Origin of the sequence: Alcanivorax sp., from assembly GCF_019431375.1 — a bacterium.
Classification (GTDB): domain Bacteria; phylum Pseudomonadota; class Gammaproteobacteria; order Pseudomonadales; family Alcanivoracaceae; genus Alcanivorax; species Alcanivorax jadensis_A.
Genome location: NZ_CP080267.1, coordinates 68,331 through 80,936, shown reverse-complemented (window position 1 = coordinate 80,936; position 12,606 = coordinate 68,331). Strand labels below are relative to the sequence as shown.

The following is a 12,606-nucleotide window of genomic DNA, read 5'->3' as shown; positions in this document are numbered from 1 at the left end:
CTGGCTTTGCCAATTGTCAGCAACGATACTGGTCGGCTGCATTTTTTGCGCGGCCAGCTTGACCTCAAGTGAAGTTGAGATATTAGGGTTCGTTAATTCCCGCTGCCGTGTCGAAGAACATGCGCCGGGAACGACTACGTAATATTCCCTGTTGCGAGGAAGACACCATGCCCACCCCCCAAGCCGCCACCCGTCGCGAGTGGCTGGGACTGACGGTGCTGATGCTACCCACCGTATTACTGGCACTGGATATGACCGTGCTGCATCTGGCGGCCCCCCATCTCAGCGCCGACCTGAAACCCACCAGCGCCGAGCTGCTGTGGATCCTGGATATCTATGGCTTCATGATCGCCGGCTTTCTGGTAACCATGGGCACACTGGGTGATCGCATTGGTCGTCGTCGGCTGCTGCTGACCGGCGCCACCGCTTTTGGCGTTGCGTCAGCCATGGCGGCCTTTGCCACCAGTGCGGAAATGCTGATTGCCACCCGCGCGCTACTCGGCATTGCCGGGGCCACCCTGATGCCTTCTACTCTGTCGCTGCTGCGAAACATGTTTCAGCTGGAGCAGGAACGCACCGTGGCAATTACCGTGTGGATGACCGGTTTCATCGTCGGTAGCGCCATTGGCCCGCTGGTAGGGGGTGCGCTGCTGGAGTTCTTCTGGTGGGGCTCGGTGTTCCTGCTGGGAGTACCGGTGATGCTGTTGCTGCTGGTGTGCGGACCGCTGCTATTGCCTGAGTTTCGTGATGAGGAAGCCGGCGCCCAGGACTGGACCAGCGCTCTGCTGTCGGTGGCCATGGTACTGGCGGTGATCTACGGTCTGAAAGACATGGCACGTAACGGGGTATCACTGATACCGCTGCTGTCCATTGCGCTGGGCCTCGCGATCGGCGTGCTTTTTGTCCGTCGTCAGCGGCGGCTGGCCGAGCCCATGTTTGATCTGTCGCTGTTTGCCATCCGCACCTTCAGCACCTCGGTGGCGGCCATGATGCTCACCATCCTGGCCTTGTCAGGCGCCTGGCTGATGGTATTCCAGTACCTGCAGGGAGTCCTCGACCTGTCGCCACTGGAGGCCGGATTGGTGATGCTGCCGCCTGCCCTGGTACAAACCGCAGCTTCGTTACTGATCCCCCGACTGACCCGTTATCTGCCCCACTGGCAACTGGTCAGCGCCGGGCTGGTGATGGCAACTTTCGGTTTGCTGATTCTGTTGCTGGTGCACAGTCCCGCCCAGATTCCCTTGTTGATCGTGGGAATGACCGTGATGGGCGTGGGTGTGATGCCGATGATGATCCTGGGCACCGACATGGTGGTCAGCGCCGCACCGGCACGCAAAGCCGGTGCGGCGTCGGCCACCTCGGAAACCGCCACGGAACTGGGTATGGCGCTGGGTATCGCCGTGATCGGCAGTATTGGCGCTGCCGTGTACCGGCAACATATGCTGGAACAGCTCCCTGCGGGATTGCCTGAGGAGCTGTCACTGGCTGCCGGGGATACCCTGGGCGGGGCCATCGGTGCCGCCGCGCAGTTGGGCCCGGAACTGGGCGCGCCGGTGATGGCCGCCGCCCGGGAGGGCTTCAGCCTGGCACTGCATACCAACTCTGCCATTGGTGCAGGGATTCTGGCGATGACCGCCGTATTGGTAGCCGTGATGCTGCACAACCGCACTCCGGACGATGCCGTAAACGCCGAGCCGGCACCGCCTACTTCACCCGATCAACAATAACCCGGGTGTCACCGGCCTCGCTCGGGCCTGCACCGAAGGCCGCCACCAGGGTGGGGCCTTCGTGCAAGCGCACCTGATGGCGAATTCTGTGGCGCCCGTCACCACTGCTGCCGTAGGCGATATCGAGAGAAAAGCTGTCCTTGCCCAGGCGGTCAATTGCCACGGCATAGCCATCTCCGCTGGCTTGCCAATGGTGACAACTGCCACTCTGGTAAAGACGAATCACCCAGTCGCGGCCGCCCTCGTCATTGCCGTGCTCCACCACCCGGATACCACTGTCCGGTACCCCATGTCGCTCCATCACCAGAAAGTGGAAGGCACTGGCAATCGCTACCAAACACACTACAGCGCTTAACAATAGACGCCATTTTCCCGTCATTGCCGACCCCTATCAGCTAGCTAAAACCCATTGTTCCAATTCCGTTACCTACTGTCACAGTGGAATTGTAATTTTCGGCCAACAGGCGTTAAGTGGATGACAGGATCATTGGAGAAAAGGTGGTATAACAATGAAAATGCACATCATGCCTATTCGCCGGAATCTCAAGTTTCATGTTCCGGATGAGAAGGTACTCAACTGGCACAGTTGGGGCCCCACGGTCACCCAGTTCTTCAACACGCTTTCGCTGTTTTTCCCGGAAGGCGAGCGTTTCTTCATCAATAGCGTGCGCAAGTATCGTGACCGCATTGACGACCCGGAACTGCAGGAAGCAGTGCGAGCCTTTATTGGCCAGGAGGCCATGCACGGGCGCGAGCATGAGGACTACAACCAGAAGATGGTGGAAGCCGGGCTGCCGGTGGATACCCAGGAAGCCATTGTTTCCAAACTGCTGGATGTGATTTCCAAATACACTCCCAATGCTCTGCAACTCTCCGCCACCGTGGCACTGGAACACCTGACCGCCATTCTCGCCGATATCCTGCTGCGTGAGCCGGACCTGATCGACGATTCGGATGAGTCCTACCAGCGTCTGTGGCACTGGCACGCCCTGGAAGAAACCGAGCACAAGGCGGTCGCCTTTGATGTGTACCAGACCGTATTTGGTACCGGCATCAAGGCGTGGGCCCTGCGCAGTGTGGGCCTGGTCCTGGCCACCACCATTTTCTTCTCGCTGTTCTATCCCTTCTACCTGATCAACACCTGGAAGGTGGGCCAGTTGTTCAATCTGAAAGGCTGGTGGCTCTCGTTCAAGTTCCAGTGGCTGAAACCGGGCGGCCTGCGCCGGGTGGTGATTCCCTGGCTGGACTGGTTCAAGCCGGGCTTCCACCCCTGGGACCACGACAACCGGGAATTTCTGGCAGAAATGGATAGCCTGATCGGCGATGCGGACGGTTACCAGAAAAACGAAGCCGCCTGAGCGTGCCGGGTAAGGCTTTCCCTGGTATGGTTTTCACCACAGAGGGCACAGAGTCCACAGAGAAAAATCGTTAAACCTCTGTGCCCCCTCACATCGCAGGCTGGGTAGGGAGAACTAGCCGCAGGCGTAATCCACCACCCGCCCGACCTGTCACGCATAATCAACGCGATGAGGGTGGTGTCTCGGGCCACGAAAAAAGCCCCGCAAGCAGGACCTTCACCACAGAGATTCAGCGTTCACAGAGCCTGTTTTTCCTCTGTGTACTCTGTGACCTCTGTGGTAGATCCATTGCCTTTACGGCCTCTACTTTTTCACCTCCACCCACTGGCCTTTGCTGCGGGCCTGACGGCGACCGTCGTACATGGCTTCCACGGTCCAGGCCGGCAGGTAGAAACGGCCGGCGAAAGAGGCGTTCAGGTCCACGCTCAGGGTCAGGGCATTGTTGCTGCCGGGCTTCAGGTCGAAGTAATGCATCACCCGGTCGTCGCGCAGATCCTGATAAGTCACCTTCTCGTTATTGCTCGCACTGCCATCCAGACGGCTGCTGGTCAGCTGCCAGCCGGACGGCAGAATCTGGGTCAGGGCCACATCTTCGAGCAAGCGGGAGCCGGTGTTGGTCACCGTCACCTGCGCCGTGAAATCCTGCCCCTGCGTCAGGCTGACCGGATTGATCGGCCTGTCATTAACCAGGAACCGTACGGCCAGACTCAAGCCTTCGCTCACCGGCGCCTCGTTGCCCGGTAGCGGAGTACCGGTCTGGCTGAGGGTAACGAACAGCTTGCGAACCTCGCTCCCCGACTTTGCCATAATCAGGGCTTTCTATCAGCCACTTTCCGGGAATGCCATGAGCCAGCTGACTTTTTGCCGAAGCCGAATATGAACACAAGAAGCGCAAGACCCGGCGGGAAGTGTTCCTTGAGAAGTTGGATCAGTTGCTACCCTGGAAGGCGCTGGAGTCGCCTCCGGTAGCACTGGCCGGCCGCCGTATCCGCTCTCCAGCATGCTGCGCATTCATGTCATGCAGATCATCTACAACCTGCCGGCGATGGAAGATGCCTTGTATGAGATCGAGTCTATGCGCCGTTTCGCAGGGATTCGGCTCTCTCGGGTTCCCTGATGAGACAACGGCTTCCGGCACCTGCTGGAGCAGCATCTTGGCAGAAGCTGTTCAAGAAGATCCAGTTGGCACGACATGGCCTGATGGTTCGGGAAGGCAGCATCGTTGATGCGACGATTATCGAGCGCCCAGCTCGACGAAGAACAATAAGGCTCGATCCGGAGATGCCCAGACCAAGAAAGGCAATCCACTGGCATGAAGTGCCATATTGGCGTCGATGACACGGTGGGTCTGATTCATAGCCTTGCCACTACCGCCGCGAATGAGCATGACCTGACGGCATCAGACCAGCTTTTGCATGGCAAAGAGAAACGTGTCTGGGGAGACGAGGGTTATTGCGGTATCGAGAAACGCGAAGAGCACAAGAACCGTATAGTGGATTGGTTTATCGCTGAGCGTCCTGGTAAGCGCTCCACGATGTCGAAGGTTGCGCTGGAATGCGAAACCATCAAAGCCAGCGTACGTCCAGAACATCCCTTCCGATTCAAAGGCATGTTCGGTTACAGCAAGGTTCGCTACCGGGGTCTGGCGAAAAATACCAACCGGCTCTATCTCTGGCGGGGCTGCACAACCTGTTGAGGGTGAAACGGGTGCTGCTGCCCTAGGCCGCCGCCAAAGTGCGGCAATCAGGCGAAAAAATGAACACTCAAGAGTGAATTGTGGCCTGAATTTGATGGCAGAAGCCTGTTGATCATCGTAAAGGCGAAAAAGCGAGTTATTCAGACCTCCTTGCGGTCGCTATCGTTGCGCACGCTCAGCGACTGCTTGTCGTCCCCTTCCCTGCCACCAGCATTGAGCGGCTGGCGGGTTAGCGGCGAGGTGGCAGCGATATCCTGCCAGCCCTGTTTGCCTTCCTGCCAGGCGAAGCGATAACCGTGATCGCCCCCCTGACTCCCCGCATAGCGGGCCATGGCCATCAGTGACCAGGCAGTGGTCTGGGTGCTGTACCAGCTCTGGCCGGACAGCTGGTCGGCTATATCCCGGGCCAGGGACCAGGCCTCCTGCTCCCGGTTCTGTGCCTGGGCCACGGTCAGGCGGATGGCCTGATCGCGCAGGGTGGAACCATAGGTATAGCTGGCGCCGTCATACTCCAGATTCTCCACCTCCAGGGCGGTCAGCTCCGCCGCCACATCGCTGAGCCCCATCTGCTGATAGGCCGCCGCCAGCAACCAGCGACCGCTGTGGTAACTGGCGCTGCGGGGATAATCCTGCTTCGCCATCTGCAGGCGCTCACGCAGGCGGTTCATGGCACCCACCTGGGGCTTACCAGCCAGAGCCAGGGTGTACTGGCGATAGGCCTCGGCGCTCCATTCCCAGGGACGATTCCCCAGGGTCTGACTACGACGGGTTTGGTAGTCGACCCAGTCATCCATCATGCCGGCGGGCACCGCATACCCCAGCCTTCTGGCTTCCAGCAGGAAGTGCCCGGCATAGGTAGACCCCCAGTCATTGGCCTGGGCCTGGCCGGGCCAATAGCCAAAGCCGCCGTTGGCCAGCTGGAAGCGCTTGAGCCGTTCAATGCCGGCGGTAATGTTCGTTTGGATCTCCTGTTGCTGCTGCGCATCCAGTTGCACCAGCTGTTTCAAGTACAACTGCGGCAGCACCGACGACGTGGTTTGCTCAACACAGCCGTGGGGATAGCGCAGCAGATAATTCAACCGTCGCTCCAGCCCCATGGCCGGCAAGGCACTCACTGCCAATGTCGCGCTGTTGGTACCGGTCATGCCATGGGGCTGATAATCCAGCGCCCAGGTTTCCCCTTTCTCCAGCACCTTGAAGGTATCGCGGGTGGTGGGCGGATTGGCTGCCCGTACCGGCAGGTGCACGGTTTCGCTGGCGCGATGCTTGCCCCCTGTGGCCGTCACCGTGACCGAGCCGGTGCCTACCCGATCGTTGGCGCGCAGGCGCAGCATGGCGATCTGGTCCGACGGTCCGGTAAAGGTCATCGCCGCCTCACCGGTTTCCACGCTGAACAGGTCATCATCTGCCTGCACGGACAGCGTGACCTGCTTCACCGCGTCGTCGGTGACGAACACCGTTACCGGCAAATCCACGGTTTCTCCCGGGCCCATGACCCTCGGCAGGGTACTGAGTAGCGCCAGTGGCTGGGTCACGGTGATGTCCTGATCCGCCTTGCCGTAGGCGCCATTGTCACCGGCCACCACCATGGCCCTGACCTGCCCCATATAGGGCGGCAGGCTGATCTCGTGAGTGCCGCTATCACCCGCATCCAGGGTGAAGGGGCCAAGGAATTTCACCACCGGCGGGAAACGCCGCCGCTGTTTTTCGCGGCCATCATCGGCGCCATCGGAGCCGCCCAGGGCCAACAGCAGCGGTCCAGCTCGGCGCCGTAGGCACCGACCACCATGTCGAACAGATCCCAGGTGAGCACACCCAGAGCTTCGCGACGATAGAAGGCGCCGTGGGGGTCCGGGGTGCGGTAGTTGGTGAGGCCAAGCAGGCCCTCGTCCACCAGCGCCAGGGTATAGGTCATGGGCTTGCCCTGCTTTTCGCTGACCTCCACGGTGAAGCTTTCTTCCGGTTTCACTTTTTGCGGCGCGCTTATCTGCGGCTGCAATCGGGTGGCCGGGTCTTCCACCAGTAACGGCACGATACCGTACAGACGGATGGGCCGGTCGTTGTCGCGCTGGTGCGGTTGCAGCAAAGCCACATGCACATACACGTTGGGCGCCATCTCGGCAGTCACCGGAATCTCCAAAGTCTGAGCCTGGCCACTGGCCGGCAGCCAGTAGTGATCCAGCACCCGGGAACCGTTTTCCAGGCTCACCAACAGGTGGCCTTCGCTGACCGCAGGCAGTTCTACCCTGGCTGTGTCGCCCACCTGGTAACCTTCCTTGTCCGCAGAGAGGGACAAACGGGTGGCCGCATCCTGACTGCCACTGGCCTGGTCGCTGCTCCAGCCCAGATACACGGTCTGCGAGGTGCAGTGATCACTTTGTCGATCGCAGACGCGAATCAGGTGACGACCCCAGTCATAGTTGTTGCCATCCAGCGTCCATTGGCCCCGGCCTTGTGCATCCGTGGTCAGCTGTGCCTGGGTAACCACCTTGGTATTGGGGTCGCTGATGAAATTGCTCAGGTCGTCGCCGGAGCGGTCCCACCACCAGCGCCAGTCGATTTCGTAGATAGTGATATCCAGCGGCCGGCCGTCCACCGGCTTGCCCTGGCTGTTCACGCTGATCAGGTCGATCGGGTGCTTGCCATCACGGGACAACGCACCGCCCCAACCACTGCCCTGCGGCACCTGCATGCCAACCCAGTGTTTGAAGGGGTAGACCGGCACACTGCGAACCTGGGTACTGTAATCACCGCTGTTTTCGAACACCCGGGTGGTCAGGGTAGCGCGCAGCATGCCCGGGGTCTGTTCCACCGGGATGGTGAGCGGGAAGCGGGCCTTGCCCTGCCCGTCCACATTGGCTTCGAAGGCGGTAAAGGGCTCGCTACTGAGGGCGCGGGTGCTGTCATCGAAATGATAGGCATTGAGACCATCGAAGCGAGTCGTGGTCGCCGTCACTCGCACTTTCACATCCGCTTTCAGGTTGGCGGCGGTGGCGCCGTTGAGCCATTGAGTAAACAGGCCCACCTGCGCCGCTTCGTTGGCGGGTAGCTGCTCGGGCAATTCCAGGTCGATCTTCAGCCGGTTGGGCTTGATCGCTTCCACCCGCACCGGGGTATCGAAATAGCGCTGCCCCAGCCGGGCCACGGCGCGCCAGTTACCGGTGGGGGCGTCTTCGCGGGTGCTCAGGGTAAAGGCATAAAAGTCCCCCACCGGCTGATCCAGGCTGTAGCTTTTCACCTTGTTTCCACGGGGATCGAACCAGTCCAGAGTGAGCGGGTGGTCGTCGGGCAGCACGTCGTTTTTATCTTCGAGAATAAAGGTCAGGTGGATGTCATCGCCCGGGCGCCACACATCCCGTTCCCCGTAGAAAAACCCTTTCAGACCATCGCGCACGGTCTGGCCGCTGGTGTTGAACTGGTTGGTGGGCAAGGCCCGGTTGCGGGCCACTTTCAGGAAACCGGTGTCGCGATCTTTTACCGCCTGCAGATAGAAAGGCGTGCCATCCAGCTTGAGGCTGGCCATGCCCTCCTCATCGGTGAGCCCCATACCTACCTGTTGCTGCTGGTAATTATAGGCCTTCACCACCACCTCGGCGGCGGGCTCATTGTTGTCCAGGGTGGTGGCCACCACGTGCAGGGTATCGTCCTGGCCGCGCTTGGCGATCAGGCCCAGGTTGGACGCCAGGAAGGCACGGGTGCTGGAGGCCAGGTCGTTATAGCGGTAGTAACTGTCTGAGCAGGGGTTGTCCTGTTCGTACCAGCTCAGGTAGCCGGCATCACGGTAATAATCCGCCAACCGGTCCGGTTGGTCCTGTTCCTGCCCCGGGCCTTCGTAGTTATCCGGCAGGGTTGTCTCACGGGTCAGGGCATTGTCCGGACAGGTATAAGTGATGTCGTCGCCATCAATGGTCAGGGTGAGATGGACCAGACCATTGGGATGTTTGGCCATCAGCTCGGTCAGGTCCAGATGATAGCGCTGCCAACCGTCGCCGTTGACGGGAAGCTCAAGGGTTTTCTGCCACAAATAGCGGCCAGTGCGGGTATCCATGTCACCCTCATCCAGCTCACTGCCCTGCAGATAATTGCCAATATTGTCGTCAAACACCCGGAAGGCCTGCACCTTCACTGAGCGAATACCGACGGCCTCAAAAGGGACGCTGAGCTGCTTGCCATCCGGCAGGATGGTGCCCTTGCCGACAAAGCGCACACCGGGCTTGGTCATCATCAGGGTGACGGTTTTTTCCAGCTTTTCCGCCAGCCGGCCATGACTGGCGGAGCGCAGGCCGGCGTCGATCACCAGCGCCACATTCTCTTCCTTGTCATCCTGGGGGTAGACCCGCAGGCGACTGCCGTCCACCTCCAGGCGTGGCGCCTTGCCATTCAGGGTGACCAGGCCGTTGAGGTTCTGGGAGCCTTGCAGGGCCTCGGAAAAATTCACTTCCACATGGGGTTTCGGGTAGTTCACTGCCCGCACATTGGTGACTTCGAAGGCCGCTACCGCAGGGACGTTGTAATGGCGCTCACCCTGATTTTCCACGCCCAGCGAGCTGCCATTCCAGCCCAGGGTCACCTGACTGGCCTGGTCGCCCCGGCGGATACCGGATACGGTAAAACCATGGCGCAAGCCGGCCTTGTCGTGCTCCCAGCTTACCGGGAGGCTTTGATTGTCCTGGCTGGCGCGCAGGCTTTTTTCCACCCTATCTTCGTCTGCCAGATCCCGGGTTTCCAGGCTGCCGGTGAGCACCATCTGCTCGCCATCATCCGCTGGCAGCAGGGATTGCACGGTCAGGCTCAGTTGCTGGCGCATGACCTGCAGGGGGAATTCTGCCGGGGGTAGCGTTTCATCCACACCGTTCAGACTCTGGGCATAGAGCATCAGGGTCAGGTTTTCACCGGCGGGCAGTGGTTCCGAGGGGTGGATTTCCAGCCGGTCTTCGGCAGTAAAGCGAATGTCCGCCGGTATTTCCGGCACCAGCCGGGCGACACCGGAGACCGGCTGGTCAAGCTTGTCTGCCGCAATGACCGGGTGATTGAAACGCACCACCAACGGGGCCCGGGCACTGATCACCCCGGAGGGGGAAGACGCCAGGTGAGCCTGCCAGCGACTATCCAGCTGTGCCGGCGCGGGCTGAGTGGTTTGCGTGTCGGCTTTATCCTGTTTGGGTGGTGAGTCGGTGGCCCCCTTCTCTCCGGTATCACAGGCGCCCAGTGATAATGCCAAGAACAGCATCACTAACCGGAAAAACGGCAATCCCCTCGTTGACATAATGCGCTTCCAATGCAAATTAATGATCAGGCCAAACATAGCACAACCGTTCCGCAATGCGTGGGCAGATCCACCGCAGTGTCAACGGTTTGGCAAAACTCAAACAGCACACCAATCGGAGTGCCGTCGTGATGCAGAAAAAAGCCGGCTGGGTACTGGCATCCCTGGCCATCGCTTCACTGCTTGTCATCGGGTGGCTGGCCCCGCAGGACCCGGATGAAGCGCGATGGGAGGATTACCTTAGCCGGATTGCCCGACTGAGCCGACAGGAGCTTCCCGCACGGGGCCCACTTCCCCTGCTGACCTATCCCGGTGCCAGAGAGTTACGGCTGCCACTGCCGGAACACCGCGTGGACCTGCTCGATTATCTGGAACTGCGCCACTGTGGACTGATGGAACTGATCAGCCAGCGCAACAGCGCTCTGGGCAAGCTGCAGGCGGATTCCTTACGGCTCAATCATGAGCTGGCGTTTATTCAACAGGCGCGCGCCTGCCTGCAAGAAGACGCACTGGAGGACCCGGAGCTGGTAAAGATCATGTCGAAGGTGGTGGCCGAAAAGAAAGCCGCGTTGCCGGCCCTGTACTGGAATGTGCTTGCCAGCAGCGAGGAAATACGGCGCTTTTTCAGTCAGTCTCCGTCCGCCAATGTCGGCGACATCAGCGCTGCCTTGCAGAGCCTGCAGCAACTGAGTCACACCCTGGTCGCCCACAAACAGAGCGGCGCGGTGACACCGCTGAAGCTGGAGCCGCTGCTGGAAACCCTGGCCCATAATCAATCCGGCGGCTACCTGCTTCGGCGCATGGCGCTTTCATTGCGTGAGCTGGAGCGTGGTAACCAACTACTGGAGGGCATTGATCCGCAACGCCTTTGTCCGCGCAACCAGGCCAGCACCCGGGCCCATCGCCTGCGCAATGTGCTGGACAAGGTGTGGGGGCCAAAGGTGCAGCAGGCCCTGGCGCAAAGCCGTCGCCAGCGTCAGTCTCTGGCTGACAGCCTCGAACAGATGAACGGTCTTCTGGATTCGCCCCCCGCCTCTTTCACCCACTGGCGGCACCATTACTTCGGTCAGGACGGAGTGGAAAGCCGCATGGAGCGTGCCCTGGAGCGCCATGTTAGCCTGTGGCAGGAGCTCCTGGGCGCCTGCGGACTGATGCCGGGGAAGCCATAACTGGCGGGCTTATATGCACTTTCGTGCAAAAATTGACCTGGCGGGCTAAACAGAAAGTCTACAAAGCGAATGTTTCGGCGAACAACTGTCCACATAATGCCAGGCGGTGCTGGAACTGGTTGGTGGGCAAGGCTCCGGTTGCGGGCCACTTTCAGGAAACCGGTGTCGCGATCTTTTTACCGCCTGCAGATAGAAAGGCGTGCCATCCAGCTTGAGCTGGCCATGCCCCCTCCTCATCGGTGAGCCCCATACCTACCTGTTGCTGCTGGTAATTATAGGCCTTCACCACCACCCTCGGCGGCGGGCCATTGTTGTCCAGGTGGTGGCCACCACGCAGGTATCGTCCTGGCTGCGCTTGGCGTGATCAGCCCAGGCTGGGACGCCAGGAAGGCACGGGTGCTGGAGGCCAGGTCGTTATAGCGGTAGTAACTGTCTGAGCAGGGGTTGTCCTGTTCGTACCAGCTCAGGTAGCCGGCATCATTACTGTATTAATCCGCCAACCGGTCCGGTTGGTCCCTGTTCCCGCCCCGGCCTTCGTAGTTATCCGGCAGGGTTGTCTCACGGGTCAGGGCATTGTCCGGGCAGGTATAGCAAGTGATGTCGTCGCCATCAATGGTCAGGTGAGATGGACCGGTGACCACGGGATGTTTGGCCATCAGCTCGGTCAGGTCCAGATGATAGCGCTGCCACCGTCGCCGCGACGGAAGCTACGGTTTTCTGCCACAAATAGCGGCCAGGCGCGGGTATCCATGTCACCTCATCCAGCTCACTGCCCTGCAGATAATTGCCAATATTGTCGTCAAATACCCGGAAGGCCTGCACCTTCACTGAGCGAATACCGACGGCCTCCAAAAGGACGCTGAGCTGCTTGCCATCCGGCAGGATGGTGCCCCTTGCCGACAAAGCGCACACCGGGCTTGGTCATCATCAGGGTGACGGCGTTTTTCCAGCTTTTCCGCCAGCTTCGGCCATGACTGGCGGAGCGCAGGCCGGCGTCGATCAGCGCCACATTCTCTTCCTTGTCATCCTGGGGGTAGACCTGGCAGGCGACTTGCCGTCCACCTCCAGGCGTGGCGCCTTGCCATTCAGTGACCAGGCCGTTGAGGTTCTGGGAGCCTTTGCAGGGCCTCGGAAAAATTCACTTCCCACATGGGGTTTCGGGTAGTTCACTGCCCGCACATTGGTGACTTTGAAGGCCGCTACCGCAGACGTTGTAATGGCGTCACCCCGATTTTCCACGCCCAGCGAGCTGCCATTCCAGCCCAGGGTCACCTGACTGGCCTGGCTGCCCCGGCGGATACCGGATACGGTGTAAAACCATGGCGCAAGCCGGCCTTCTGTCGCTCCCAGCTACCGGGAGGCTTTGATTGTCCTCGGCTGGCGCGCAGGC

The 12,606-nt window shown here is 60.3% G+C and carries 10 protein-coding genes and 1 pseudogene; 4 read left to right on the top strand and 7 right to left on the bottom strand.

The features are described 5' to 3' along the window. Positions 1 to 167: 167 nt before the first annotated feature. Positions 168 to 1,727: an MFS transporter gene (locus tag KZ772_RS00330; RefSeq protein WP_290537935.1), complete on the top strand. Its 1,560-nt coding sequence runs from the start codon at positions 168 to 170 to the stop codon at positions 1,725 to 1,727. Here the strand turns inward: KZ772_RS00330 and KZ772_RS00325 are convergent. Then, a complete protein-coding gene (locus KZ772_RS00325; RefSeq protein ID WP_290537934.1) occupies positions 1,705 to 2,106 on the bottom strand; it encodes a hypothetical protein in 402 nt (133 codons plus the stop codon). The two genes, KZ772_RS00330 and KZ772_RS00325, sit on opposite strands and share 23 nt — an antisense overlap. 130 nt (positions 2,107 to 2,236) lie before the next feature. Here KZ772_RS00325 and KZ772_RS00320 point away from each other — a divergent pair, with 130 nt between their 5' ends. Next, positions 2,237 to 3,085 carry a metal-dependent hydrolase gene (locus tag KZ772_RS00320; protein WP_063509994.1) on the top strand — a complete coding sequence of 283 codons (849 nt, stop codon included), beginning with the start codon at positions 2,237 to 2,239 and terminating at the stop codon, positions 3,083 to 3,085. Between the two features lie 303 nt (positions 3,086 to 3,388). On the opposite strand, the gene KZ772_RS00315 is transcribed toward KZ772_RS00320, so the two are convergent. Then, complete coding sequence (locus KZ772_RS00315; protein WP_290537933.1) at positions 3,389 to 3,892, bottom strand: NEW3 domain-containing protein; 504 nt, start codon at positions 3,890 to 3,892, stop codon at positions 3,389 to 3,391. 101 nt (positions 3,893 to 3,993) lie between these two features. Here KZ772_RS00315 and KZ772_RS00310 point away from each other — a divergent pair. Next, positions 3,994 to 4,807 (top strand): annotated as a pseudogene (locus KZ772_RS00310) (IS5 family transposase). A gap of 114 nt (positions 4,808 to 4,921) precedes the next feature. Here KZ772_RS00310 and KZ772_RS00305 read toward each other — a convergent pair. Together KZ772_RS00305 and KZ772_RS00300 are read right to left on the bottom strand one after the other, a co-directional pair. Continuing rightward, positions 4,922 to 6,529: an alpha-2-macroglobulin family protein gene (locus KZ772_RS00305; RefSeq protein WP_290537932.1), complete on the bottom strand. Its 1,608-nt coding sequence runs from the start codon at positions 6,527 to 6,529 to the stop codon at positions 4,922 to 4,924. Beyond that, positions 6,457 to 10,047, bottom strand: a complete 3,591-nt coding sequence (locus KZ772_RS00300) for an MG2 domain-containing protein (RefSeq protein ID WP_290537931.1) — start codon at positions 10,045 to 10,047, stop codon at positions 6,457 to 6,459. Before KZ772_RS00300 ends, KZ772_RS00305 begins: the two co-directional genes overlap by 73 nt. A gap of 131 nt (positions 10,048 to 10,178) precedes the next feature. Here KZ772_RS00300 and KZ772_RS00295 point away from each other — a divergent pair, with 131 nt between their 5' ends. After that, complete coding sequence (locus tag KZ772_RS00295) at positions 10,179 to 11,216, top strand: DUF3080 family protein (RefSeq protein WP_290539502.1); 1,038 nt, start codon at positions 10,179 to 10,181, stop codon at positions 11,214 to 11,216. Positions 11,217 to 11,704: 488 nt separating this feature from the next. Here the strand turns inward: KZ772_RS00295 and KZ772_RS00290 are convergent, their stop codons facing one another. The 3 genes from KZ772_RS00290 to KZ772_RS00280 form a co-directional block, all read right to left on the bottom strand. Next, the gene (locus tag KZ772_RS00290; RefSeq protein ID WP_290537930.1) at positions 11,705 to 11,872 is read right to left on the bottom strand and encodes a hypothetical protein; all 168 of its coding nucleotides are present in this window, start codon (positions 11,870 to 11,872) and stop codon (positions 11,705 to 11,707) included. A gap of 143 nt (positions 11,873 to 12,015) precedes the next feature. Continuing rightward, positions 12,016 to 12,225 carry a hypothetical protein gene (locus tag KZ772_RS00285; protein ID WP_290537929.1) on the bottom strand — a complete coding sequence of 70 codons (210 nt, stop codon included), beginning with the start codon at positions 12,223 to 12,225 and terminating at the stop codon, positions 12,016 to 12,018. Beyond that, on the bottom strand, positions 12,216 to 12,488 hold the full coding sequence (locus KZ772_RS00280) for a hypothetical protein (protein ID WP_290537928.1): 273 nt from the start codon (positions 12,486 to 12,488) through the stop codon (positions 12,216 to 12,218). Before KZ772_RS00280 ends, KZ772_RS00285 begins: the two co-directional genes overlap by 10 nt. Positions 12,489 to 12,606: the final 118 nt, after the last annotated feature.